The organism is uncultured Rummeliibacillus sp. (genome assembly GCF_934216135.1).
Lineage (GTDB): Bacteria > Bacillota > Bacilli > Bacillales_A > Planococcaceae > Rummeliibacillus.
Genome location: NZ_CAKQBI010000016.1, coordinates 24,604 through 49,974, shown reverse-complemented (window position 1 = coordinate 49,974; position 25,371 = coordinate 24,604). Strand labels below are relative to the sequence as shown.

At 32.7% G+C, this 25,371-nt stretch carries 23 protein-coding genes; 11 read left to right on the top strand and 12 right to left on the bottom strand.

What is annotated here, in order from left to right; all coding sequences use genetic code 11:
- Positions 1-41: 41 nt before the first annotated feature.
- Complete coding sequence (locus tag Q0977_RS11495; protein ID WP_119415675.1) at positions 42-1,076, bottom strand: PTS transporter subunit IIC; 1,035 nt, start codon at positions 1,074-1,076, stop codon at positions 42-44.
- A gap of 143 nt (positions 1,077-1,219) precedes the next feature.
- On the opposite strand from Q0977_RS11495, the gene Q0977_RS11490 reads away from it, so the two are divergent.
- On the top strand, positions 1,220-1,627 hold the full coding sequence (locus tag Q0977_RS11490; RefSeq protein WP_119415674.1) for a hypothetical protein: 408 nt from the start codon (positions 1,220-1,222) through the stop codon (positions 1,625-1,627).
- Between the two features lie 277 nt (positions 1,628-1,904).
- Complete coding sequence (locus tag Q0977_RS11485; protein ID WP_119415673.1) at positions 1,905-2,333, top strand: hypothetical protein; 429 nt, start codon at positions 1,905-1,907, stop codon at positions 2,331-2,333.
- A 53-nt stretch (positions 2,334-2,386) separates the two neighbouring features.
- On the opposite strand, the gene Q0977_RS11480 is transcribed toward Q0977_RS11485, so the two are convergent.
- Positions 2,387-3,295 (bottom strand): EamA family transporter, encoded by a 909-nt coding sequence (locus tag Q0977_RS11480; protein ID WP_119415672.1) that lies wholly within the window; start codon positions 3,293-3,295, stop codon positions 2,387-2,389.
- Between the two features lie 223 nt (positions 3,296-3,518).
- Here Q0977_RS11480 and recQ point away from each other — a divergent pair, with 223 nt between their 5' ends.
- The gene (gene recQ, locus Q0977_RS11475; protein WP_299513998.1) at positions 3,519-5,288 is read left to right on the top strand and encodes a DNA helicase RecQ; all 1,770 of its coding nucleotides are present in this window, start codon (positions 3,519-3,521) and stop codon (positions 5,286-5,288) included.
- Positions 5,289-5,304: 16 nt separating this feature from the next.
- Entirely contained in the window at positions 5,305-6,084 is a 780-nt protein-coding gene (locus Q0977_RS11470) for a serine hydrolase (RefSeq protein ID WP_299513932.1), read from the top strand.
- 120 nt (positions 6,085-6,204) lie between these two features.
- On the opposite strand, the gene Q0977_RS11465 is transcribed toward Q0977_RS11470, so the two are convergent.
- Positions 6,205-6,498, bottom strand: a complete 294-nt coding sequence (locus Q0977_RS11465) for a hypothetical protein (RefSeq protein WP_119415670.1) — start codon at positions 6,496-6,498, stop codon at positions 6,205-6,207.
- A gap of 632 nt (positions 6,499-7,130) precedes the next feature.
- Between Q0977_RS11465 and Q0977_RS11460 the strand changes: the two genes are divergently transcribed.
- From Q0977_RS11460 to Q0977_RS11450, 3 genes are all read left to right on the top strand, one after another.
- On the top strand, positions 7,131-7,328 hold the full coding sequence (locus Q0977_RS11460) for a DUF6501 family protein (protein ID WP_119415669.1): 198 nt from the start codon (positions 7,131-7,133) through the stop codon (positions 7,326-7,328).
- Between the two features lie 170 nt (positions 7,329-7,498).
- Complete coding sequence (locus Q0977_RS11455; RefSeq protein ID WP_119415668.1) at positions 7,499-8,362, top strand: AAA family ATPase; 864 nt, start codon at positions 7,499-7,501, stop codon at positions 8,360-8,362.
- A gap of 9 nt (positions 8,363-8,371) precedes the next feature.
- On the top strand, positions 8,372-10,273 hold the full coding sequence (locus tag Q0977_RS11450; RefSeq protein ID WP_299513923.1) for a nitric oxide reductase activation protein NorD: 1,902 nt from the start codon (positions 8,372-8,374) through the stop codon (positions 10,271-10,273).
- 62 nt (positions 10,274-10,335) lie between these two features.
- On the opposite strand, the gene Q0977_RS11445 is transcribed toward Q0977_RS11450, so the two are convergent.
- The 3 genes from Q0977_RS11445 to Q0977_RS11435 all read right to left on the bottom strand — a co-directional run bounded on the left by Q0977_RS11445 (position 10,336) and on the right by Q0977_RS11435 (position 14,173).
- Positions 10,336-11,526, bottom strand: a complete 1,191-nt coding sequence (locus Q0977_RS11445; RefSeq protein ID WP_299513920.1) for a toxic anion resistance protein — start codon at positions 11,524-11,526, stop codon at positions 10,336-10,338.
- A gap of 61 nt (positions 11,527-11,587) precedes the next feature.
- Positions 11,588-12,172, bottom strand: coding sequence for a 5-bromo-4-chloroindolyl phosphate hydrolysis family protein (locus Q0977_RS11440; protein ID WP_299513917.1), 585 nt, complete (start codon positions 12,170-12,172; stop codon positions 11,588-11,590).
- A 270-nt stretch (positions 12,173-12,442) separates the two neighbouring features.
- A complete protein-coding gene (locus Q0977_RS11435) occupies positions 12,443-14,173 on the bottom strand; it encodes a globin-coupled sensor protein (protein WP_299513914.1) in 1,731 nt (576 codons plus the stop codon).
- A gap of 141 nt (positions 14,174-14,314) precedes the next feature.
- Between Q0977_RS11435 and Q0977_RS11430 the strand changes: the two genes are divergently transcribed.
- The 4 genes from Q0977_RS11430 to Q0977_RS11415 all read left to right on the top strand — a co-directional run bounded on the left by Q0977_RS11430 (position 14,315) and on the right by Q0977_RS11415 (position 16,963).
- On the top strand, positions 14,315-14,593 hold the full coding sequence (locus Q0977_RS11430; RefSeq protein WP_119415663.1) for a DUF1033 family protein: 279 nt from the start codon (positions 14,315-14,317) through the stop codon (positions 14,591-14,593).
- A 219-nt stretch (positions 14,594-14,812) separates the two neighbouring features.
- Positions 14,813-15,013 carry a cold-shock protein gene (locus Q0977_RS11425; RefSeq protein WP_102692015.1) on the top strand — a complete coding sequence of 67 codons (201 nt, stop codon included), beginning with the start codon at positions 14,813-14,815 and terminating at the stop codon, positions 15,011-15,013.
- 184 nt (positions 15,014-15,197) lie between these two features.
- Entirely contained in the window at positions 15,198-15,398 is a 201-nt protein-coding gene (locus Q0977_RS11420; protein WP_119415662.1) for a cold-shock protein, read from the top strand.
- A gap of 242 nt (positions 15,399-15,640) precedes the next feature.
- Positions 15,641-16,963, top strand: a complete 1,323-nt coding sequence (locus tag Q0977_RS11415) for a short-chain fatty acid transporter (RefSeq protein ID WP_119415661.1) — start codon at positions 15,641-15,643, stop codon at positions 16,961-16,963.
- Between the two features lie 83 nt (positions 16,964-17,046).
- On the opposite strand, the gene Q0977_RS11410 is transcribed toward Q0977_RS11415, so the two are convergent.
- The 6 genes from Q0977_RS11410 to Q0977_RS11385 all read right to left on the bottom strand — a co-directional run bounded on the left by Q0977_RS11410 (position 17,047) and on the right by Q0977_RS11385 (position 25,361).
- Positions 17,047-18,651, bottom strand: a complete 1,605-nt coding sequence (locus Q0977_RS11410; protein ID WP_124217876.1) for an ABC-F family ATP-binding cassette domain-containing protein — start codon at positions 18,649-18,651, stop codon at positions 17,047-17,049.
- Positions 18,652-18,869: 218 nt separating this feature from the next.
- Positions 18,870-20,375 carry a succinate CoA transferase gene (locus Q0977_RS11405; RefSeq protein WP_299513896.1) on the bottom strand — a complete coding sequence of 502 codons (1,506 nt, stop codon included), beginning with the start codon at positions 20,373-20,375 and terminating at the stop codon, positions 18,870-18,872.
- A gap of 384 nt (positions 20,376-20,759) precedes the next feature.
- Positions 20,760-21,806 carry a DHH family phosphoesterase gene (locus Q0977_RS11400; RefSeq protein ID WP_299513893.1) on the bottom strand — a complete coding sequence of 349 codons (1,047 nt, stop codon included), beginning with the start codon at positions 21,804-21,806 and terminating at the stop codon, positions 20,760-20,762.
- A 211-nt stretch (positions 21,807-22,017) separates the two neighbouring features.
- The gene (locus Q0977_RS11395) at positions 22,018-22,851 is read right to left on the bottom strand and encodes an SH3 domain-containing protein (protein WP_299513890.1); all 834 of its coding nucleotides are present in this window, start codon (positions 22,849-22,851) and stop codon (positions 22,018-22,020) included.
- 600 nt (positions 22,852-23,451) lie between these two features.
- The gene (locus tag Q0977_RS11390; RefSeq protein ID WP_124217872.1) at positions 23,452-24,351 is read right to left on the bottom strand and encodes a DMT family transporter; all 900 of its coding nucleotides are present in this window, start codon (positions 24,349-24,351) and stop codon (positions 23,452-23,454) included.
- Positions 24,352-24,446: 95 nt separating this feature from the next.
- A complete protein-coding gene (locus Q0977_RS11385; RefSeq protein WP_367269472.1) occupies positions 24,447-25,361 on the bottom strand; it encodes an AEC family transporter in 915 nt (304 codons plus the stop codon).
- Positions 25,362-25,371: the final 10 nt, after the last annotated feature.

Sequence of the window (25,371 nt, the reverse complement as noted above, 5' to 3'; positions counted from 1 at the left end):
AAAACTAGCTCCATATGAAATCACATTATATTATAAAAAGATTATTCGATTGATATTTTATAGTCATTTGCCTCAATCATCTTAAATTTATGTTCAAACAATCTTAGTAAAACAACATTTAAGAGTATCGGAAGTATAAAGAACATAGTCACCATAATTGTAATATTCGTTGTTGACCAACCATCTGCTGTCAAATTAATGTAGTTTAATGGACCGATTAAACCTGATAGACCGAAGCCTGCACTCATTGGTGTACCTTGAATGTTGAAAATTCCAGCTAACCCTCCTAATATGGCAGCTGTAATTAGCATAGGAAAAGCCATTTTAGGTTTCATGAAAAAATTACGCATTTGAATTTTAGGTGAGCCGAGTACATGAGCAAGAGCTGTTCCAAGAGAATTTACTTTATAGCTAGCTATGCACAAACCGACACCTGCAGAAACAATCCCTAAGTTTGCAGCACCAGACCCTATTCCTGAAAGCATGATCACAGTTGCTACACCTACAGTAGAAAGAGGGGACAGTATTAGTAAGCAGAAGATAACAGCAATGATTGCTCCCATTGCAACGGGTTGTAATGTAGTTACATGTTGAATGCCAGTGCCGATTACACCAGTACCAGCTTTTACGTAAGGCAATAATACATAACCAATTAAACCAGGGATAAAAATAGAAAGTGTTGGCATCAATAAAATTGTATAGTCCTTTAATTTTACCCCTATAAATTGAACAAATAATACCGCTAAAGCTGCAGTAATCCCAGTATTTAATACAACACCAATCCCAGAAAGTGTCATAATTCCATCTTTCATGGTAATAACACCACTTCCTACAACAGCTGCTAAACCGATACTAGCAGTTTGAATAGGAGTTAATTTAAAAGTCATCCCTACTGTAACGCCAATCATTGCTGGTAACATACTCATAGTAATGATTGTTAAATTTAAAATGTGCTGTAAAAATGGTGCATCTGGAATGAGGAGTTTAAAAATTTCCCCTACCAACGCATTTGGAATTAAAGAAACAACTATACCAATACTCATACCGGTTAATAGTTTATTGAAAAAATCTTTCATAAAATTTCCTCCTCGAAATTCATTATCTATTAGTACAACAGTTTAACGCTTTAAAGCAGCAAAGTAAATAGGTAAATGAATAATTATCATAATTATTTGGGTAATAATAAGATTAATCATTTACTCGCAGGAGGATAAAAGCGATGAAAAGATTGATGTGGTTATGCTTTTGCCTACTCACTTTAATTCTCAATGGTTGTATTAAACCAAATTATTCAACACAAATCGGTATAGTAAAAGAAGATAGAAATATTCAGATACTAGAAACAATTAGAGATGAAAAATTTTATCAAAAAAGCATGGATGCTTTTAATAATGGTAGAAATATTAAGTTAGATGAAAATGATATAAAAGGACTACCAACTTACTGTATTCAATTTAAAGATGAAACCCAAAACATTGTAGTAAGTAATTATGATTTATGGGTTGTCAAAGAAAATCAGGAAGTTATTTTTACAAATCATATGAATCCCTATTCATATTATAAAATTGAAAAAGAAGACGAAGATTTTATCCGTAATATTATTCTGAAACATCATGAAGAGAAGTGAATGGTGTATACTAAAGAAAAAATATTTGGAGTGTGCATATAAACATGTGGTTTTGGTACATAGTTAGTTTTTTTATAAGCCTGTTGGCGATGTTTATTATTTATAAAATTACAAATGTTTTTTTATTTGTATTTCCTCCGTTAGCCGTAATTTTGGTGCATCTATATTTTAAACGTAAACCAAAGTAGAAATAGAATCTTACTAATTTGTGAACACACTAACGTTCTAATAACTTTTGCTCTACAATAGTATTGAATAACGTAGAGGGAGATTCATAATGGATACATTAAAACAGATCATAGCTATAGAAGATACAATTCAAAGACGAACATTAATGATTCAATATATTGTCGATCATCCTACGGAAAAAGATGAAATTGTAAAAGTTATAAATGAAAAAAATATAAACTTCTGGGAAACAAATATGGGTGAACCTTTTGAGATGAATCCATATAAATGGGATGATATTTATTATCAAAATTTACAAATTAGATTGAACAATAATTTTTCTAAAGAAAAGTTTGGACATATGCTAGAAGTGGCGGAATATTTAGCGAATCATCAAAGTACTTTACTAAGCGAAAATAGCAATGAAAAGATTAAACTATATGGAAATACAATGGGCTTTATTATGATTTGGGGTGTCGTTGTATTTATTGTTTTAATTGTTTTAGTTGTATTTTATTTTAAAAATAAATATGCCTAATAAAAATCCTACTCGCATAAATTTGCAAGTAGGATTTTATCTTGAAATCTAGATTATAATTCGTCTGCAATACCAAGTAAAATGATGCCGATCATTACGATTGTAATAACAACATAATGTTTAGAAGATAGTTTTTCTTTTAAGAAAATTCTAGATAGAATGACAGAGAAAATACTATATGATGCTATTAATGGTGCAGCGATTATAGCATATGCACTCATTGCATAGACATAGAAAAATTGCCCAGTTGTTTCTAAGATTGCTGCAAATGCTTTATCACGTTCTTTGAAAACGTTAAATTGTACTTTTTTAATAGCCTTCAAATAGATAAATGCAATTGCTGCACAAATGAAGAACGTATATTCATAAGCCAATAAAGCTGCATCTTCGCTCATAAGTTTGAGTTCATCAAGATAAATACCATCAGCAAATGTACCAGCTCCATCTAATAATGCATAGATGATTGGAAAAATGACGGCCATAAAACCAAGTTGGTATTTTTTATCGATTACTGTATTTTGCAAACGCATCAATTTGTTCTCTTCTTGTTTTTCTACTATAGCAATACCAATGACCCCAGCGGTAATAATTATTACCCCTAAGATATGAATCCAATCAATGTCTTGTTTAAAGAAGATAAAAAGTAGAATTGCTGTAATAGCACCAGATGAGTTTTGTACTGGTGAAGAAATCGACAGTTCCAAATAACGCAAACCAATATAGCCCACTGTCATTGAAGAAATGTAAAAGAATGATACAGGCAAATATTTCACCATGTCGAATAGTCTAAAGTCTATGCCTTTATACAGCATATAGCCCGTAGCATGAATCCCCATTACTAATCCAACAATTACAACAATCTTCAGATGACTGTATTTATCATTACTATCTGAGCCCCTTTTATAGAATAAATCTGCACCGCCCCATGCAAGAGCAGTCAGTATTGAAAATAAAAACCACATAATTTGAAAGACTCCTTATTTATTTTTACAACTAGTACATTATACGTTTTTTTTAAATTGCTGAAAAGATTGAATTTATGAAGTGAAAAAACTTTTTAAAATAGTAATATAATTTATAGGAAAAACACACTAAAAATACAATGTCATATTTATTCCATAAAGGTAAAAATAGTACGAAGATGATACAATAATAGGAAAGCAAATGAAAGGTGATTTACATCGAATGATCGAAAAAGCAAACCAATATTTACAACAATTTTTTGGTTACAAACAATTTCGTTTAGGCCAGGAAAAAATTATAGAACATGTTTTAGCGGGGGATTCCTCTTTATGTGTCATGCCAACTGGTGGAGGAAAATCAGTATGTTATCAAATTCCAGCACTTATGCTTGAAGGTACTACGATCGTAGTGTCTCCTTTAATCTCATTAATGCAAGATCAGGTCGATACTCTACTTGATATGGGAATTGAAGCAGCCTACATTAATAGTTCTTTAAATCAGCAAGAATTTCAACAAACAATACAAAATGCTCAAAAAGGACACTATAAACTTTTATATATTGCGCCTGAACGATTGGAATCAGAGTCTTTTAGAAATCTATTAGCCTCACTACCCGTACCATTAATAGCAGTAGATGAAGCGCATTGTATTTCACAATGGGGGCATGATTTTCGCCCAAGTTATCGTTCAATTGGACGATTGATGAATCTATTTGAAAAACAGCCCACAGTAGTTGCTTTAACCGCAACAGCAACGCCTGATGTTCGTGAAGATATTTGTCAACAGCTCAATATTTCAGAGGAAAATACCGTTATTACAGGTTTTGCACGAGATAATTTAAATTTTTCAGTACTAATTGGACAAAACAAAGAACGTTACGTCAAGGATTTTGTAAAGAAAAATTTAAAAGAAGTAGGAATTATCTATGCTGCTACAAGGAAAACGGTCGATCATTTATATGAAGTACTTAAAAAAGCAGGGCATTCTGTAGCAAAATATCATGCAGGATTATCAGAGTCTTTAAGGCAAAGTGAACAAAACCGCTTTTTACATGATGAAGCTTCTGTTATTGTTGCGACGAATGCATTTGGAATGGGAATTGATAAATCTAATGTTAGATATGTTATACATTATCAATTACCTAAGAATATGGAAAGCTATTATCAAGAAGCGGGTAGAGCAGGTCGTGATGGATTACCAAGCCAATGTATTTTGCTATATTCTCCGCAAGACGTACAAACACAACGCTTTTTAATAGACCAAACCGATGATCGAGAACGTATTCCTTCAGAATTAAAAAAACTACAAAGTATGGTTGACTATTGTCATACAGAAAATTGCTTGCAACAATATATCGTTCAATATTTTGGTGAGAATTCTGAAGAAACATGTGGAAAATGCAGTAACTGTTTGGATGACAGAGAAGTATTCGATGTTACAGTAGATTGTCAAAAAGTTTTATCATGCGTTATTAGAATGGGCCAAAAATTTGGAAAAACAATGGTAGCACAAGTACTTGTCGGGTCAAAAAATCAAAAGATAAAAAGTTTTGGCTTTGAAAGTTTATCGACTTACGGTTTATTGAAAGAAATGACCATAAAAGATGTAACCAATTTTATCGAATATATGATTGCTGAGGAATTATTGGCAGTAAACCAAGGTTCAATGCCCACTGTATACGTATCGGCGAAGGGAAAAGAAGTCCTCCTAGGAAAACGTAAGGTAGAAAGACGTGGTGTTGTCGTCACAAAACAAATTGTAGAGACAGACCCATTATTTGAAGAACTAAGAATCATTCGCAAGCAACTAGCAGATCAATCAAATGTTCCACCTTTTGTTATTTTTTCAGATAAGTCTTTAAAAGATATGTGTGCCAAAAAGCCAACAAATTCTCAAGAGTTCTTAGAAGTAAATGGTGTAGGGGAAAATAAACTAGAAAAATATGGGGAAGTGTTTATAAAGGCCATCTTAGAATATCAAACAAATCAATAATCGAAGGGGGAAGGGAATGTTATTTTCACAATTAGCTGTAGAATGTCAAAAAATCATCAATAGTTATCAGGATTATCAAGTAAGTGTCGCTATTATAGATGGTGAGCAATCGTTTCTCTATAAAGAAAATCAATTGTTCCGTGCAGCTAGTACTATCAAAATACCTATTCTATTAGCTTCTTATTTAAATTTAAATGATCGATTAGATACCGTAGCTACTATTCCTGAAGAATTAATCGTAGAAGGTGCTGGGGTAATACCATTTATAACTGGGAAATTACCTTTTACATATCGCAACTTAATGGAATTAATGATTATTGTATCTGACAATACGGCTTCGAATGCCTTATTGCATAGTAACTCCATGCATCATGTCAACCACTTAATGCAAAAGATAGGTTGTAAGGGTAGTAAGATTGAACGCTATTTTATGGATGAAAGTGCTGTACAAAATGGATTCGATAATTATACAACAGCAAAAGATATGATTTTAATGTTGCAACAAATAGGTGAGCCAGGTGGAGTGTTAAATGATAGTCAACGTTCAGATGCTCTAAGAATATTGGAAAATCAACAGTTTGAGGACATGTTACCAGCTTATACATTTGATGAAGAAATACGCTATTATCATAAAACAGGTGGATTAACGGGTGTAGATCATGATGTCGCCATTATAAACTATCGACAAAAAAAGCTATATGTAGCTGTTCTAACGCAAGGATGGAATGACGGATTTACTGGTAAGAAATGTATTGCTGAAATAGGGAAGGTAATTGTAGATTATTTAAAAGAATAATAAGATGTAGGAAAGATAATAACCTATTATCACTAGCTGTGAAGTATTGCTCCTGTGTGGTCAAATCAAACTTTCTCGACGAAAAGGGCGTGTCTCAAAAAATTTAAGACACGCCCTTTATTAATTTGAACGAATTAAATGTGTATGCTTTTCATCTAAAACAACGATACCAGTCACTCCATTAACTGTTTCTGAGTGAATAATCTTATCTTTTAATACAGGTAGTAATTTAGGGGATAATGCAACATGTATACCTTCTATTTCCATAATAATATCAGTATGAATCGGGGTATCAATATCTGCGGCAAACTTCATCCCGTTACGATCTGCAACTGCATAAAAGCGGAGCAGATGGTACTTATTATCAGCTGTTAAATTTTTGATAAATTTCTTTCCCTGATTAGTGAGTCTCATCGTAAAATCATCCATCCCTTACACAAATTTCGAAAGTTTTTTCACACTATTAATAGAGAGCCGTAATAACACCATCAAGAATTGTTACAAAAAAATTGAAGAGGGTGTTAGTTCGATGAAAAGCAAGGCTTGCAATAAATTTTTAATTAGAGGTAACCCTATTAAATAAATTTCACATTAACGGTCAGTAGAAAATCGCCCCCGCTGATGTTGCGCTTGATGGTGTAAGTATTCCACGACTATTTAAAATTTAAACAATAAGTAATTTGAATATAAGAAAATTATTATTTTCTCGTAATCCATTCTGCAACGATAAAAAATACGATAAAAAAAGCAAAAGCGATAATAAAAAACCAAGCTGGAACGCCACCAAAAGATAACAAGCAAGACACCCCCTTAAAATTCTTATTCTAATAGTAACATATCCTTCTTCTACTTCCATTTCATAGTGGATGACCAATCTTGTTTAAACTTTTTCGATAAAATCAGCATATTTATAGGACAAATTTATGGAAATCGTTTAAAATAAGAAATATATGTAATATACCCGAATGAATGGGGAGTAAGCTTATGCAATTATTTTTTGTAATTGGATCAAGCTTGACTTTAGTTAAGAGAGGTTGTTTAAAAGAATGATTCATTTAGATTGGAAAAATGCACCGACTATTAAGAAAGTAACATGTAAGCATACGAATGCAAAAAAATATTTAGTTTCAAATGTATTAACAGTTGGAAAAGAATATGAAGTGAAAAACGAAACAGAAGAATTCTATTTCGTCATCGATAATACCGGACATGTGGGTGGCTATTACAAAAACTACTTTGAATAAGTAGAAGTAATAAAAACAGCTTTTCGCTTACCAATGTGAGCGGAAAGCTGTTTTTATTTTTACAGATCCAATACATAATATTTGGAGTAACAAGTATCAAACGCAATATACCTATTAATGATTATAGTAGTTATAGATGCTTTATATTAAAGAAAAAGGAAGTGATTCATATGAAAGAGATCATCTTGCAAGAACAATCAATTCGCAAAAATAGAAAACATACAGAAGATGATCAGTTACTGATTGGTAAAGGCGGTTACATTTCACCAAATGATTATTTATGGGACGATATTCTACTTAGTGTAACATTAAAAAAAGCTATATTATTGAAAGGTCCTGCGGGTTCAGGTAAAACAAAACTAGCAGAATCTATTTCAAACTTCTTTTATCAACCAATGCATAGTATTAACTGTTCTGTTGATCTGGATGCTGAAAGTTTATTAGGTTTTAAAACGATGGTTCAAAAAGAAGGGAAAACATTAATAGAATTTGTAGAAGGCCCTGTTGTAAAAGCGATGAAACAAGGTCATTTACTTTATATTGATGAGATAAATATGGCAAAAGCAGAAACCTTGCCGATTTTACATAGTGTTTTAGACTATCGTCGAATGTTAACAAATCCATTTACAGGGGAAGTTATTCAAGCTCATCCCGACTTTAGTGTAGTTGCTGCTATAAATGAAGGGTATATTGGTACTACACCCATGAATGAAGCCTTGAAAAATCGTTTTGTTTCTTTTAGTATTCCATACTTAAATGGTCAACAATTAAAAGAATTATGGCAAAAAAGATTCCCTAACGTTTCAACTGATTTACTCACACTTATGTTAAATTTAGCAGAAGATTTAAAACAACAAGTGATGAATGGACTTTTGAGTGAAGAAGCAGCTTCTATTCGTAGTTTACTTGATGCTACAGAATTAGCTCAGCATATCGAACCTATACGAGCTATTCGATACGCAGTCGCAGAAAAGCTAGATGACCAAAGTGAAAAAGATTTAGTCATTGAATTAGCAAAAACATGGATAAAGTGAGGTTTTTAGATGGCCGAACTTAGTCGATTTATACAATTTAACAACGAACAAATAGATCCTAGACAAATGTTACATTATGAACAGTTAGCTAGAGCTCTTTCGAATGCACCATTTCTGTCTATGTCCGAAAGACAGTTAATCGAAATGAGACCTCAAGAACAACAAATTGCAATGAGCGTTTTTTGGCGTCATCGTGATAAAGAAACGATGCACTTAGGCAGATTATCAGATATCTATATACTGACATTAGGCTTTTGGTGTCATTTTGATGTAAATGCGTATTTAGAATTTGAAGAAGAAATTCGAATCCATCCATTAAAAAATTTTTTAAAGCAACTTGTCCTCCTAATTGAAGAATTTAGGTTAATGGACCTTGTCGTACAAAAAAGGCCAGGTATTGCTAAAGCGATTCAAATTAGAAAGAAAACATATATTGAATCATATAAACATCGATTTGAAGCAAATGCTCAAAAAGGTTTACTAGCAGATGCTTGCATCAATTATTTATACCTGGCTGCAAATGAAGGAATGATTAACCTTCCAGAAAATGATGTGTCCAACAAATTTGAACCTTTGCTTTACCCTTTTCAACAAATTTATGATGTTAAGAAAACGCAACAAAGTATCGATTTGGTGTATAGAATAATACCCATTATCGAAGAGCAAATAAGTAGAGATTTAGTTCTGGATTATTATGCATTAATGGATTCAATTCCAGAGGCAGTAAAATCTCATGAACATAGAGGCGTAAAAGGGCAAGAATGTGGCAACCAAAACGATGCAAAAGAAACGATTGAACAATTATTCCGAACATGGCATAGAGAAACAAAAGAAGAAACAGGTGTTCATCTACGTTTCGAGTTGCAACGCGGAAATGCAGGTAAAGCATTTAGTGTAGAATCGGAGGAAGGGCAAGAAGGAAACCAAATTTCTGAAGAGGGCACAGGTGGAGTCTCAAATGCAAATGCGACACCACAAAAAGCTAATCATAATGTAAATAAAAAAATCCCCAGAAAAAAGCAGCAAGCGAGACAGCAATATGGCAAAGAAAACGAAAATGTAGTGTTTGAGGAAAAAAGAATAGAAACTACCAAAACTCTTCAAACGCTAACTAACCTTGCCACTTGGCGTGCAGAACAAGCACCAAGTGTGAAAGCTCTAACGACAGAGTTTAGAAAAAGATTGACTCAAAAAGAAATTGCCAAACGAGATCATTTAACAAAGGGAAGATTAGACTCATCTAAATTAATAAATCTACTTTTGGAAGAACGATGTAAACCTTTTTATAAGAAAAATGCACCTGCAAAGCCATTAGATGCTGTTTTTGGATTATTAATCGATTGTTCAGCATCAATGATTGATAAAATGGATGAAACAAAAAAAGCTGTTTTGTTATTTCACGATGTTTTGAGACAAATGGATATTCCTCATGAAATTGTTGGCTTTTATGAGGACGCATATGAAGCAACGCCAGAAATTCAACCGAATACGTTTGAATGGCTACACAAATTTGAGGACAACCAAAAGGATAATGGAGCATCCATAATGTCCCTTACAGCCCACGAAGATAATAGAGATGGTTTTGCCATTCGCTGGATGACTAAACGGTTAAAACAAAGAAATGAAAAACATCGTTTTCTACTTCTTTTTTCAGATGGAGAGCCTTCAGCATTTGAATATGCACAAAATGGTGTAAAAGACACTCTTGATGCAGTGTTAGAAGCAGAAAAACAGAATATTGAAGTACTTCACTTGTTTCTAAACAATGAAATGCCAGGAGAGGAACAATTGCAGTTATTCCATATGATTTATGGTTCACATACAGTAACTGCCGATAGTGTAGAAAAGTTTACTGATATAACGATTAGGCTTTTACGTAAAATGATTTCACTTGTTATTCAAAGTCAATAAAATATAGAAAATAAAAAAGGCTATCTTAAAGGTCGCAGAACTCTTTAAGATAGTCTTTTTGTTTAAAATGATGATCGTTCTTGTTGATGTTTTGTATGAATGGATAGGAGTCTTTGTTTTAAATCTTCTTCCATTCTTGCTATTTCTATTTCAGCAGCTTTTCGTTTTTGACGTCCATCGGCTTGTATTTGAAGAGTTTCTTCAATCGTAGAAATTAAATTCTCTTGTGTTTTTTTCAACGTTTCGATTTCTACAAGGCCTCTTTCATTTTCCTTAGCTGTTTCAATTGTGTTTACTTTTAACATTTCAGAGTTCTTCAGTAACAAGTCATTCGTTGTTTTTGTCACTTGTTTTTGTGCTTCAACAGCTTTACGTTGATTGTTTAATGTTAATGCAATGGCAATTTGGTTTTTCCATAAAGGAATGGCTGTCATAATAGATGACTGGATTTTCTCAGCTAACGTTTGATTGGTTTGCTGAATCATACGAATTTGTGGTGCTGTTTGAATTGTTATCTGACGTGACAACTGTAAATCGTAAATTCTTTTTTCAAGACGATCAACGAATTGTGTTAAGTCATTAAATTCTTGTACATCCATTTGGTCTTGTGAGGCTTCTGCTTTGTGTTTTAATTTGGGAAGCATTTCACTAATAATTTCCTCTTTTTTAAGCTCTGCTGCAGCAATATATACATTTAATGCTTGAAAGTAAATTTTGTTTTGTTCATATAGTTGATCGAGCATATGAACATCATCAACAAGTCCTTGTTTTGAATGTTCTAGTTGAATACCAATACGATCAATCTGTGTACTTAATTTCTGGTATTTAGTCAAAAGTTCTTGAAGGGAACGAGAGACTCTTTTGAAAAATTTTCGAATACCAGACTTTTTTTCTTGTTGTAATTCTTCAGGGTCCAATTCATTTAATTTTTCCATTAAGTCTTTTAAAATATCTCCAACTGGACCAATATCTTTTCGTTGAACATGGTCGAGCATTTGATGTGAAAATCGAGAAAGTTCATTTTGAGCATTTGCACCATAAGTTAGAATAGACTCATAGTTACCAACTGGAATTTGCTCGGCTAATTGATGTGCTTTTTTTTGGTCTTCATCGGATAATCGTTCAAGAACAGAAGGTGCTTTTTGTTCAGTCGGTGATGGCTCATTTGAAAGCTTAGGTTCCGGTTGTAATTCAAACGGATTACTTAATAAATCATCCATCGATGGCGTAGGATTGGAAGATGAATTTGTCATTTAGATTCTCCTCTCATAGTTGCAGAAGTTTGATTTTGAGCTGTTGAAAGTTGCGCAAAGTCTAACTCCATTTAAGTTCTTCAATATCTGTAGCAAGTACTGATTGTAAATCTTTCTGCATAACATTGTTTAAGTCCTCTAATGTTTCACGTGTTTCTTGTAAAGCTAGATGAATTTCTTTGTTCTTAATAGGTTGTGTAGATAAAAGAACATACTTCTCAGTTAATTCACTAGCTGAATGTAAATGAGCATAGAAAAACTGTTCTGCTTGATAGAACTTTTTTGGACTTTTTTTAACTATATGATAAATTCGTTTAACTAAACGATTCATCTCTAAAAGTTGTTTGAACATAGAGATAGAACGAACTTTAGTATAGTTTCTGTTTAAGTTTTTAAGTAGCGAATAAGCTTCTGCTAACTGTTCTTGAATATGTTTATATTCAGAACGATTGAGACCATTTCTCTTCAAATAGCGTAAGTATTGAATATTCTTAATGATTATATTTGATAGCAAATAACTTACAATTGCTAAAAGAGAGCTTATCCAAAAATTAATATCAAAACTCCAATTACATATCATTAAAGTGGTCATTGCAATGAGTAGGTTAAGAAAATTTCTTAATAAAAATTGTCCGAATTTGAGCATGAATTTTCCTCCTTCTATCGCTCTTATTTTATGTACGAATGAAGCGAAAGAAAGTTTCATTTTAACAAACATATAAGAGTTTTTTCTAAAATTATTATAGCGGACTTTTTAGTCTTTAAGTAATTTTTAGTACTTATTATGATTGTTGCGTGTTAAATATTTAAAATGGATAAATATGATGAAGATTATTGACTATTTTTTGAAATAATAAAAAAGCTGATAAATCAACGTTTATCAGCTTTTTAACTTATAAATAGAGTAAACCGAATATTAAAGTGCCATTAATCGTTGCTGCTCAATTTTTTCGATTAAATAATTAATCTTATTGAGCACTTCATTAGAAGATAATTCTAATTTAGATAGAGCTTGTTCAGCTTCTTCAATCTTGCCTTTTTTATATAATTGAACAGCTATCAAAGCTTGGTTATGTACTTCTTGATGATAATAATCAAGTTCTTTAAATACATTCTCATGACCAAAAGTTTGTTGTGCTTTTTCTGATGTATACCATTTACCAAGTCGGCAATCTTTATGAGAAGATACTTCACCTTCTTGAATATTTTCAATTCCTAGGAACATATTATAAATTCGCCATTTCCACAAAATATGATCTGCCTTTGAAAGTTGCAGTAGGGCAAGACTAGAAAGTTTGGCGTTACTATTGTCGATTAAACTTAATCTAAAGTGATTTATTTCATCTCCTAATTGATGTATTCCTAATGAAGTAGAATGCGCCAATTCTCTAATATCTTCTTGTAAATTGGTAATCTGAATCATACGATTTGAAATTTCGTCAGCCGCAGATGCCTGTTCTTCGGAAATTGCGGCTGTTTGTGTTACATCACTATTGATTTCTTCAATAATTTGAACAATCTGAGTAAGAAGGGGAAGTGAGTTTTTAGCATCGTTTGTAGCAACTTTAATAATAGTTGTAGTCTCAGATATAGAGTCTGCCACATTTTTTGAGTAATCTTTTAAATGATGTACATTAGTAGTCACTTCACTTAATGCCGAAACAGTATTCTCGGCAAGTTTCCGAACCTCTTGTGCAACAACTGCAAATCCTTTTCCATGTTCGCCAGCTCTTGCAGCTTCAATTGACGCATTTAAAGCAAGCAAATTAGTTTGATCTGCAATGTTCGTTATTAATGTGACTACTTTTTCGATATCATTGACGCGTTTTTGTAATTCATCAAAAGAAAGAACGATATTAGAAAATGTTTCACCAGTCTTAACTATGTCATTTAAAGAAGAACTGATTTTATTTTTAGAAGTTGTAGCATACTTAACAGATTCTGCAGTTTTTTCGGAAATTTTACTTGAATTTTTAGCCACTTCATTGATAGATGCAGATATTTCTTCTGTTGCTGCTGATGATGATTGTATTTCGTTTGATTGTTGGTCTAAATTGATGACTAAATCTTTCATAAACATTATTTGAGATGTTGTATCCATGAGTGAAGAAACTCCAGTCACAGAGTGTTCAAGTGTACTTTCAGTTATAACCTCTATCAATAGTTCATGTTCAATATTAATCGCTGCTTGAAAAGAACGTAGTAAGTTAAAAGCTTTGGCAGGTTTGAACCCAAAGTTATACAATATATGAGATGTTACATAAAAGGAAAACTGATTAAGTAAAACAATAGTTTTTCCAGCTTCACATTTATAGCGTTTAAGCATATGATAAAAACTGATTACTTTATGAATGTAGTTTTCATCTCTTTGTGTGTTAAAGAATGTATGTAAGTATTGTTCTATAAACTTTTCATCTATATGGTTACGCTTATTTGGTGAAATCTCTTCAATATAAGAAACGAAAAAGTCTTTAATTGATGGGCTTGTGTTAAGAAACATTTTATACAATTCTTTTAACGTATCTTCGTCTTTATGTGTAAAATGATTAAATGATAAAGTATTTTTAAATCGGCCGTCGATGGAAATATCTGTGCCTCTTTCTAAAAGTTGATCTATTTCTATCTTAGGCCTTATTGATGAAAACATAACGGTAATCCTCCGATTATTTGTGATTATTTTATAATAATGTGTATAGTAATTTTATCACATTTTAATTTTGTTATATAGATATATCTAAGCGGATATTATGAACATTTTATCAAATTTATTAGAAGAAGGATGGAATTGATGTATAGAATTATTTATATGAAAGCCGATTATGAGCCATGGTGGCAATTTGATGGTTGGCAAGAATATATAGTAGAAGAAAAAACTTTTGAAGATTATGAGAAGGCTAAAAGTTATTTAAATAAAATGATTGAACGTTTTAAACAAAGATACACGCATTATGAGTTAAAAAAAGATAGGTTCTGGGCATTTTGGTCAGATGATGAAATTCAATTTTGTGAAGCTTGTGATGACGATATTCAAACTTACCATGGGATTATATGGGAAGAACTTAAATAACTGAAAGTAATAAACTTTTTGGAAATTCTTCAATTTTGTTGACAATCATTTTGAAAGTGGTATACTTAATACAACAAATGAAATTGATTTACCGCAAACTTCCATTCACATATTACAAAAAGTGATCGGCTTGTCTCGGTACTTTATGTAATATGTGAATTTTTGTTTGTGGTTAAAATTTTATTTGTTCACTTTTATTTTTTTTGGAGGTTTTCTCACATGAAACAAGGTACAGTAAAATGGTTTAACTCAGAAAAAGGCTTCGGTTTTATCGAAGTAGAAGGCGAAAATGATGTATTCGTACACTTCAGCGCTATCCAAGGCGAAGGCTTCAAAACTCTTGACGAAGGTCAAAAAGTTGAATTTGAAGTTGTTGAAGGTAACCGTGGACCACAAGCAGCTAATGTAACAAAACTTTAATTTACTGCTTATAGGGGTAACTCGTTTACCCCTTTCTATCAATTACATAATTTTCAATATGTCATATTTATGTATTACAAAGCGTAGCTGGCGAATAGTTACTTTTTGTAATATGTAAATCTTTGATCTAGGTTAAGAATTGCGTATTGATTTAAAATTTTTAAAATTTTTGGAGGTATCTCACATGAAACAAGGTACAGTAAAATGGTTTAATGCAGAAAAAGGCTTCGGTTTTATCGAAGTAGAAGGCGAAGATGATGTATTCGTACACTTCTCAGCTATCCAAGGCGAAGGTTTCAAAACTCTTGAAGAAGGTCAAAAAGTTGAATTCGAAGTAGTCGAAGGTAACCGTGGACCACAAGCAGCTAACGTTACTAAATTCTAATAACGTTTTTTGAAAAGGAACATCCTTAGGGGTGTTCCTTTTTTATATGCAATTTTTTAAATTCAATGTTATACCAAATCTGTAAAGCGTATAAAACTATTTACTTAATATAAAATCTGGTCTTTTTTGGAAAGTAGATTCAAATATATCAAGTAAAAAATTTAAGATACTTCAATATTATCAAAATATCAAATGATATATTAGCATTCTTCGTCATATAGTTATTTTGAGGAGGAGATATATTGAAGGTTCTTACAAAATGGTCTAACACTTTAATGGAAAAATATTTACCTGATCCTTATGTCTTTGTAATAATTTTAACAGCTCTTGTTCTTGTTTGCGGTCTTATATTTACAGATTCTACTCCAATGAATATGGTAACCTATTGGGGCGATGGTTTTTGGGGACTATTAGCATTCACAATGCAAATGGTTGTAGTTTTAGCAGCAGGACATGTATTAGCGAATAGCCCAATTTTTAAAAAAATATTGAGTAAACTTGCAAGCAAAGTAAAAACACCGGGACGAGCAATTATTATTGTTAGTTTTGTTTCTATCATAGCTTGTTGGATTAACTGGGGCTTTGGCCTTGTAATAGGTGCATTATTTGCAAAAGAAATTGCTAGACATGTATCAAAAGTAGATTATCGCTTATTAATCGCAAGTGCATATTCTGGTTTTGTTGTATGGCATGGTGGTCTAGCAGGTTCAGTTCCTTTATCAATCGCAACAGAAGGTCATCCATTTGCTGAGAAAATAGGAGTTATACCAACGACAGAAACACTTTTTTCCTCATATAATTTGTTCATAGTAATTGTAATCTTTTTAACGTTGCCATTTTTCAATCGTTGGATGATGCCGAAAGAGGAAGAGACAGTTTCAGTTAATCCTGAATTATTAGAAGATGATATAGAAGAAAAGGAAAGTAACATTCAATTTCCTAATAGCTTTGCCAATCGCTCAGAAAATAGCATAATCATAACCGTGCTAATAGGAGCTTTAGGATTAGCTTATCTTATTTGGCATTTCATTACAAAAGGATTTGACTTAAATTTAAATATTATCAATACGATCCTTATTATTCTAGGTATTATCTTCCATGGAACACCCCGTAAGTTTTTAGCGGCAGTAAATCAGGCGATTAAAACAACTGGCGGAATTGTATTCCAATTTCCTTTTTACGCGGGTATCATGGGAATGATGACAGCATCAGGTCTCGCTGCAGTTATTTCAGAATGGTTTATTAGCATTTCGAACGAAACGACATTCCCTTTATTTGCGTTTTGGTCGGCTGGTATCGTAAACATATTTGTTCCTTCTGGTGGGGGACAATGGGCAGTTCAAGCGCCTATTATGCTTGATGCAGCTGCAACACTAGGTATTGATTATGCAAAAACGGCAATGGCTATTGCGTGGGGGGATGCATGGACAAATATGATTCAGCCATTTTGGGCACTTCCAGCACTTGCAATAGCAGGATTAAAAGCGAAAGATATTATGGGATTCTGTGTATTCGTCCTTATTTTCACAGGGATTATTATCAGTTTAGGATTTTTGATATTCTAGAAAAGATAAGTAGGATAGTATTGAATCTAAAAATATAGATTAAAAAAGCTGCAATTTTAATTGCAGCTTTTTTAATATGGATACTAGTCCAAATTATTAGCTTCTTTCCACTCTAAGTACTCATCATAAGAAAGTTGTTTGTCTAATAGAGTTCCATCATCGCGAATTTCGATAACACGATTTGCAATTGTTTGGATAAATTGATGGTCATGTGAAGTAAAGATCATAGCGCCTTTAAAATTCATCAATCCTTCGTTTAAAGCTTGAATAGATTCAAGATCTAGATGGTTAGTTGGTTCATCTAATAAAAGAACATTTGAATGAGATAGCATCATTTTAGATAACATACAACGAACCTTTTCGCCACCAGAAAGAACAGATGGAGCTTTTTTCACTTCTTCACCAGAGAATAGCATACGTCCTAAGAAACCGCGTAAGAATGTTTCAGTTTCATCTTCAGGTGAAAATTGACGTAACCATTCAACAAGAGTTTTTTCTCCGCCTTTAAAGAATTCTTCGTTATCAAGAGGGAAGTAACTTTGAGAAGTTGTAACGCCCCATTTATATGTTCCTTCGAATTCTTCATCTTCTCCTGCTAGTATTTGAAGAAGGGCAGTTTTAGCAATAGAATTACCTAGAAGAATGATTTTGTCTTCTTTATTCATTGTAAAACGAATATCATTAAATTGAGTTTCTCCATCGATTGATTTAGAAAGTCCATCAACTGTTAAAACATCATTTCCAATTTCACGTTCTATTTGGAAGTTGATATAAGGATATTTACGGCTAGATGGTTTAATATCATCTAATTCGATTTTTTCCAACATCTTTTTACGAGAAGTCGCTTGTTTAGATTTTGATGCATTAGCAGAGAAACGAGCAACGAAATCTTGTAATTCTTTAATTTTTTCTTCTTTTTTCTTATTTTGATCTGCAAGCATTTTTTGTGCTAATTGACTTGATTCATACCAGAAGTCATAGTTACCAACATAAATCTGGATTTTAGAATAGTCAAGGTCAGCGATATGCGTACATACTTTGTTCAAGAAGTGACGGTCATGGGACACTACTATTACTGTGTTTTCAAAGTTAATAAGGAATTCTTCTAACCATTGAATAGCTTTAAGATCTAAGTGGTTGGTAGGTTCATCGAGTAGTAAAACATCAGGTTGGCCAAATAGGGCTTGAGCAAGCAATACTTTTACTTTTTCAGAACCTGTAAGATCAGCCATTTTCATATGATGCATTGAGTCAGGAATTCCTAGACCTTGAAGAAGGATTGCTGCATCTGATTCAGCTTCCCAACCATTCATTTCTGCAAATTCACCTTCAAGTTCTGCAGCTCTTATTCCATCCTCGTCGGAGAAATCTTCCTTCATATAGATGGCGTCTTTTTCCTTCATCACGTCGTATAATCGTTTGTGACCCATCATCACTGTTTCTAAAACTTCGAATTCTTCATATTCAAAGTGATTTTGCTTTAAAACAGCAAGACGTTCCCCAGGATTCATACTAACGTGTCCATCTTGTGGTTCTATTTCTCCAGATAAAATTTTTAAAAATGTAGATTTTCCCGCACCATTGGCACCGATTAAACCGTAACAATTACCAGGTGTAAATTTAATATTAACATCTTCAAACAGCTTACGGTCGCCATAGCGAAGACCTACGTTACTTACTTGAATCATGAAAGTACCTCCTTTTTCACAATGCTACTATTATATCATGTCTATAAGGAAAGCTCTATAGGATTGTATTTGTTATGGGAAATAAATGATAAATATTTAAAATAGAAGAGAAGAGTTAGGGGAAATAAGAGGAGAAAGGTGAAATTAGATTGAGTGGAATACACGAAAAACAATAAAGCGAAGAGATATTAAAAATCTCTTCGCTAGAATATAGAACTTTATTTTTTCATTGTACCTGTTTTTTCTAAACGATCATACATTTCAAATGCACGATTTAAGATATGTGGTGTTTGAGCATTACCAGTAGCCTCTACTGCAGCATTATAATATTCCCAAAGTTGTTCTTTGAAATCAGGATGAGCACAGTTATTAATGATTAATGGCACACGTTCTTTTGGTGCTAAACCGCGAAGATCTGCAACACCTTGTTCTGTTACAAGTACATCGACATCATGTTCAGTATGATCAACATGAGGTACCATCGGAACGATAGAAGAAATAGTACCACCTTTAGCATAAGACTTGGTAATGAAAATACCTAAACGAGCATTACGAGCAAAGTCGCCAGAACCACCAATACCGTTCATCATTTTACTTCCAGAAACATGCGTTGAGTTTACATTTCCATATATATCCGCTTCAAGTGCTGTATTGATAGAAATTAACCCTAAACGACGTATAAGTTCAGGTTGGTTGGAAATCTCTTGAGGTCGTAATACTAACTTATCTGCATACTTATCAAGATTTTCATATACTTGTTTACCTTTTTCAGCAGAAAGTGTAATGGAAGTAGCTGAAGCGAAGTCTACTTTACCAGCATCGATTAGATTAAAAACTGCATCTTGTAATACTTCAGAATATACTTCTAAATGTTCAAATTCTGAATTTGTAAAGCCGTCTAAGACTGCGTTTGCAACAGAGCCTATACCAGATTGAATAGGTGCTAACGTATTTGTTAAACGTCCCGCTTTAATTTCAGAACGTAAAAAATCTAAAATATAATTAGCCATAACTTGTGTTTCATCATCTGGTGGAACAATTGGAGAAGGAGCATCTGTATTATTAGAAATAACAATAGCTTTTACTTTTGATGGATCAAGTTTGATACCCACTTCACCAATACGATCAGAAACTTTAGTTAGAGGAATCGGTTCACGATTACCTTGTTCTTTAGGTACATACACATCATGGATCCCGATAATTGATTCAGGTTGAGCGATATTTAACTCAATGATAATATTTTCTGCTACTTCGGCAAGAATAGGGTTGTTTCCAATGGATGTAGTAGGTATTAAATAACCATCTGCAGTGATAGCTGTAGCTTCAATTATTGCATACTTGATAGGTCCGAAGATTTCTTGACGATATTGTTCTGCACCATGAGATAGATGCATATCAGCAAATAGAATTTCGCCTTTGTTGATCATCGTACGTATACCTTTATCTGCTTGGAAAGGCCCGCGTTTGCGGATTGCACCTACCAATGCTAAATCATGATCAACTTCTGGTCCAAGAGAAGCACCAGTATAGACATCTATTTTGATTTTTTCGTTTTTAGCTCGTTCAACTAAAGCAGCAGGAACCACCTTAGCATCACCCGCACGAGTAAAACCACTCATACCAACAACATCACCATCTGAAATTAATGCAGCAGCTTCTTCTGCTGATACTACTTTGTTTGTTAGCTCTTTCAAACCAATACGTCTTTCAATTGTTGCTTCCATAAATAATTACCCCCTAAGTGAAATGTATACCCCTGTTTGAGTGAAGTGCATGATCCTAAAATAGTGAAGTTCTTATGAATAACTGCGTATTTAAGCAAAACAGTCATTATAAAATTGATGTAATAATATTTACTTTTACAATAAGTAGGATCAAAACACTAAACCTTCACAACATTTTCAAAAATAAAATGTAATCGGTTTCTATCTATATTCTTACATAAATATGCTACATTAATCTAGTATTTTCTATAAAATATTTTAGTTTTAAAGTTAGTTTTTTTTAATGGATATTAAAAAGTTAGGTGGGGTGAAAAATTAAAAAGAAGTAGGGGATATCTCAACAATAATTATGTCAAGATATCCCCTTGATTTTTAATGATAAAATTATTTGTTTTTTCCTGCTTCTAGTACAGCTTGTAAGAATTCTGGGCCCAATTCAGATAAATCGCATCCAGATGCATTAGGATGGCCTCCACCATTGTATGCCTTTGCAATTTCTGATAAATTGACTTTATCTCCAATCGAACGGAGTGAAACACGGTTTTTAACTAAGCTGATGATAAATACCGCATCAATTTCTTCTTCAAATTTTTCGGCTAAATGATTTCCTAGTTCGCTATAGTATGAGTCTGTTTCTACTACACCAATATTAATTGGAGTATCATGACCTTTAAGTTGATATTGTGGTACAATTATCATTTGTTTTGATTTTTTCTTTAGAATTTTTTGTAATTCTTCTTTAGAAAATTGGAGATATGCAAGATCTTCTGCTGTAAAAAGTTGACCGTTCAAAAGGTAGTCCATTCGTGCATGTATAAAATCATGTCTTCTTCTAGCATAAAAAATAGTATTTAAATCTGTCGCTTCCTGAATAGAAAGGACATTCCAATCCCAAGTATCGTATAGTCGAATGTCTTCTACTAAATGTGCTAAACGATCGAAGAAAGTTTCTTTTTCCATCGTTGTATACTCAGTATTTTTTTCTATTTCCTTTAGTTCTTCCTCTGTTGAGTGGAAAATAGGCGATATTTCATACTCTGCATCTTTTAACGCTTTGAAGATTAAAGTTGTTGCAGACATTTTAATATCATTTACTATCGGTAGAACAGTAGCCCATTCATAGCTATTTAATGAAACTGCTGATGCATGGTGATCCAGTAATACTACAAATCGACCATCTGGCTTTTTATTTACTTTATCAATCATTTCCGCAGTTTCTTCGTTTACGCTTAAGTCAGTAATGATTAATAATTCGTGATCATTTAACTCATTTAAACGAGTTTGTACTGCTTCATCTACTTTCCGTGTTTCTACATAGTAGGGGGAATGTGTAATCCCGAATGCACGTAATACGATAGATGGCCCAACACCGTCTAAATCCGTATGAGTGATTAAGTGAATATTTTCGTAGTTTTGTAATTTTTTTGGCAATTTTTTGAAATCCAAGTAAGTCAACGCCTTTCATTGAAACGTAGGTATTCATTATAACATTATTTTTTAGAAAATAATCGCAGTGGTATCGAACTAATTTGTTGTAAATAAAAAAGACCAATATTTTATTGGTCAATTTCTTTCTAAACAGCAGTAGCATTAATAACGATTATATTTTTAAAGATGAGTTTTGGAAGCTTTTGATGTTTAGTTATTGATCGATAGAAGCTAGTTCAGAAAACGTTCTACCATTTAATTCTTGTTTAATCAATCCTATATGTGGAGCATAGTAAGAATAGTTTTTGTTTTTACCTTCTTTCACAACAACTACATTCTTATAAGTACCTGATTTGGTTTTTACTGTTTTTTTAGTAGATACAATTTTTAGGGTTTGCCCATTTAGTCCTTTCCAAGTTTTATTGAGTTTTACAGGATATTTTACAGCTAATGTTGCAATCCCAATATCCTTATACCCCGTGTATAGACCTTTGAAAGTTTCGTATTCCATTTTTCCGTAAGGATCTGGTTCAGAGTTTAAAAACCAAAAATGAGTTAAAGTTTTATTTGGTTTATAAACAGTTTGATATTTTGCTTTATAATACGTTTTAAAATCAGAGCCCGTATTTCCAGGAATATAGTAAGAATAGGTCTTATTTATATTCATAGCATAAGGGGTATTTATATTAGCTTTTACACTTGTTAAGTATTTTGTTTGAATATAACCTGATGAAAATTGTAAAGATACTTTTGACCAACCATTTGAATAGTTTCTTAATACAACTACACCCTGATTGTTTTTGACCGAATCTAGCACGGTACTTTTGGTTGAAGCTTTGCTAAATATTTTAACTGCGTGTTGAGCGCGAACTAATTTAAATGAATGAAGTGAAGCTGTTTTATATGTAGAATTAGGATTATTAGTACTTTTTGTAATATTTGTAACATTTGAATTTGTTACAGCTTTACTTGGCATAGGAACAGTTAAAAAAGTTCCAAAAGCTAAAGCTGTAAGTATTGATAACGAGATAACGGGTTTGAGTTTCATGGATAATTCCTCCTTAGTAACAATATATATTACAAATGTTTCAGAGTAAAGTAATATTTGTAACAATACAGACTGCATTTTTTAATATTAAATTATGCATTGTAACTATATGCAGAAGTTACCAAGAAATATACCTATTTAATAGATATTAGAATTTTATCCATAGAAAAAGAGGCTGGGACAGAACGAAATTAGTGCTTTCCAAATCCGAACAATTGAATTTATAGAATCAATTTCATCAATCGTCTTTCTTTGAGAAAATACGATTCTTTGTTGATGACCATCATATAGAATGGTGTGTGGAGTGTAGGATGGCGACTCCTGCGGGAATAGCTTGAGCTGAAAGCCCCGCAGGAACGTAGTGACGAGGAGATTGAAGCCAAGCCCGCGGAAAGCGCCGTCCGGAACGGAACACAAAACTAAATATACTGAAGAAATATATATTCAAAGTTCGTACCTTTGTACAAAATCCTGATTAAGGGCTTTAATAGATATGAATTAAAAGAAAATCCGAACAAATGTGAAATTTTAAATAGAATTCCACATTATTGTTCGGATTTTTCATTGGCTAAAACTCTTTTGTCCCAGCCCCTTAAAGGATTAATTATTTTCAGTAGTTATTTTACGACCTGTCCAGAAAACTCCAGTAACGACTAGAAGACCACCAATAACCTGAGAAAGAATAAGTTTTTCACCTATAAAGATGACAGCGAAAATGGAAGCAAAAACAGGGATAAAATTAAGATATATGCCAGCACGATTGGCTCCTAATTTAACAACCCCTGTGTTCCAGGCAATAAAAGCTACAATAGATGCTAATATACCTGTATATAAAATCGCAAAGATAGAGGTAGCAGACCAATGAATCACCATTGAAGTCGTAAAAGTTTCAAAAATATAAAAGGGTAGTAGCATAATAATGCCGACTGCAATTGAGACAAAAAATGTAGTGTGACCAGGTAGCTCCTTAGCATATTGTTTCACTAATAATGAATATACGCTCCATAAAATAACAGCGATAATAACGATCAAATCGCCTTTATTAAACGAAAAGTGTTGTAGAGCTTTTATAGACCCATTTGAGATAATTGTTATTACACCAATAAAAGATATAACAGTACCAATTATTTGGTTACGATTTAATTTTTCCTTGAGGAAGAAAAAGGACAGTATATAAATAATTACAGGTGTAAGCATGTTCATAAGAGATGCATTGATCGATGTTGTATAGTGTAATGCAATATATACGAGTGTATTGAAACTCGCAACTCCGGTAAACCCTAGAACTAAAACAATTGCCCAATGCTTTTTGATTTGTGGCCATTCTCGTTTTAGTGCAGTATAAATAATGGGTAGAAAGACGATTAAAGCTACACACCATCTAAAAAAGGCTAATGTAAATGGAGGTAAATCATTAGCAACCGCTCTCCCAATTACGAAATTACCACCCCATAATATCGTTGCTATTATAAGTAACACAACTGGAGGAATTCTATTCATATGTAAGACCTCAATTCTAAAATATTATTTATAACGAAAAGTTCATAAATTATAGCTTGCTTTAAAAGCAGAATTTACAATTGATAAAATATTGGCTATATACCAAGAAAATGTAGCACAATAGGGATACTAAAAATACTAATAATAGTTGTTACAAATGTAGTGAACGATACTAAATCTGGCTCTGTATCAAATTGTAAGGCCAACATCGTCGTATTTGCGGCTGCAGGCATAGCAGCTTGAATAATTAGGACAGATTTTATCAAATCACTAAGCGGCATGAACCATAGGATTGCGGTAGCAACTAGCGGCGAAATAATAATTCGAATAAAACTAACAGATGTTACAAAACGATATTGAACTCGAGTTTTAGAAATTGCTGCAAGTTGCATTCCTAATACAAGCATGACAAGTGGGATTGAGGCATCTGCGACCAAATCAACGCCATTCATAATTGCTTCAGGAACATGTACTTGAATAAGTTGGAGTACTATACCGAAAATAGATGCATATAAAACGGGCATTTGAAAAACGTTTTTAAGTGCTTGTCTGACAGTGGCTTTTCCTTTCCCACCGATAGCAGCAAAGAAAATACCAAGCGAATTCATGAACAATGAATGCAATACCATGATGATAACCGCTACATGAAAGCCTGGTGAACCAAGAGCAAATAATACAACGGGAGCCCCATAATTTCCACTATTCATAAAGACTGCACCTAGCATCATAGCTGATACTTCAGAACGTTCTGCTTTTAAAAAACGAGCCCAAATCCATGTAATGATAAATAAAAATAAAATCAAAAGGGAAGCAAACAAACATATGTATAAATAATCCATTGTCAGTGCAGTTGTATAAAATGTTCGAAATGCTAAAAATGGAGACATTAAATACAAAGATACTTTTGAAATCGTTCTAATATCAAAATTGATGAGCTTTTGTCCGATATAACCGATTAAAAAAACGATTAATACAGGTAAAATGATTAAAAATAAGTCCAATAATTTCACCTCTTTCAGT

Excerpts from the sequence above, each read along its gene's own strand:
- Q0977_RS11495 (WP_119415675.1), bottom strand. The coding sequence starts at position 1,076 with ATGAAAGATTTTTTCAATAAACTATTAACCGGTATGAGTATTGGTATA.
- Q0977_RS11490 (WP_119415674.1), top strand. The coding sequence starts at position 1,220 with ATGAAAAGATTGATGTGGTTATGCTTTTGCCTACTCACTTTAATTCTC.
- Q0977_RS11485 (WP_119415673.1), top strand. The coding sequence starts at position 1,905 with ATGGATACATTAAAACAGATCATAGCTATAGAAGATACAATTCAAAGA.
- Q0977_RS11480 (WP_119415672.1), bottom strand. The coding sequence starts at position 3,295 with ATGTGGTTTTTATTTTCAATACTGACTGCTCTTGCATGGGGCGGTGCA.
- recQ (WP_299513998.1), top strand. The coding sequence starts at position 3,519 with ATGATCGAAAAAGCAAACCAATATTTACAACAATTTTTTGGTTACAAA.
- Q0977_RS11470 (WP_299513932.1), top strand. The coding sequence starts at position 5,305 with ATGTTATTTTCACAATTAGCTGTAGAATGTCAAAAAATCATCAATAGT.
- Q0977_RS11465 (WP_119415670.1), bottom strand. The coding sequence starts at position 6,498 with ATGAGACTCACTAATCAGGGAAAGAAATTTATCAAAAATTTAACAGCT.
- Q0977_RS11460 (WP_119415669.1), top strand. The coding sequence starts at position 7,131 with ATGATTCATTTAGATTGGAAAAATGCACCGACTATTAAGAAAGTAACA.
- Q0977_RS11455 (WP_119415668.1), top strand. The coding sequence starts at position 7,499 with ATGAAAGAGATCATCTTGCAAGAACAATCAATTCGCAAAAATAGAAAA.
- Q0977_RS11450 (WP_299513923.1), top strand. The coding sequence starts at position 8,372 with ATGGCCGAACTTAGTCGATTTATACAATTTAACAACGAACAAATAGAT.
- Q0977_RS11445 (WP_299513920.1), bottom strand. The coding sequence starts at position 11,526 with ATGACAAATTCATCTTCCAATCCTACGCCATCGATGGATGATTTATTA.
- Q0977_RS11440 (WP_299513917.1), bottom strand. The coding sequence starts at position 12,172 with ATGCTCAAATTCGGACAATTTTTATTAAGAAATTTTCTTAACCTACTC.
- Q0977_RS11435 (WP_299513914.1), bottom strand. The coding sequence starts at position 14,173 with ATGTTTTCATCAATAAGGCCTAAGATAGAAATAGATCAACTTTTAGAA.
- Q0977_RS11430 (WP_119415663.1), top strand. The coding sequence starts at position 14,315 with ATGTATAGAATTATTTATATGAAAGCCGATTATGAGCCATGGTGGCAA.
- Q0977_RS11425 (WP_102692015.1), top strand. The coding sequence starts at position 14,813 with ATGAAACAAGGTACAGTAAAATGGTTTAACTCAGAAAAAGGCTTCGGT.
- Q0977_RS11420 (WP_119415662.1), top strand. The coding sequence starts at position 15,198 with ATGAAACAAGGTACAGTAAAATGGTTTAATGCAGAAAAAGGCTTCGGT.
- Q0977_RS11410 (WP_124217876.1), bottom strand. The coding sequence starts at position 18,651 with ATGATTCAAGTAAGTAACGTAGGTCTTCGCTATGGCGACCGTAAGCTG.
- Q0977_RS11405 (WP_299513896.1), bottom strand. The coding sequence starts at position 20,375 with ATGGAAGCAACAATTGAAAGACGTATTGGTTTGAAAGAGCTAACAAAC.
- Q0977_RS11395 (WP_299513890.1), bottom strand. The coding sequence starts at position 22,851 with ATGAAACTCAAACCCGTTATCTCGTTATCAATACTTACAGCTTTAGCT.
- Q0977_RS11390 (WP_124217872.1), bottom strand. The coding sequence starts at position 24,351 with ATGAATAGAATTCCTCCAGTTGTGTTACTTATAATAGCAACGATATTA.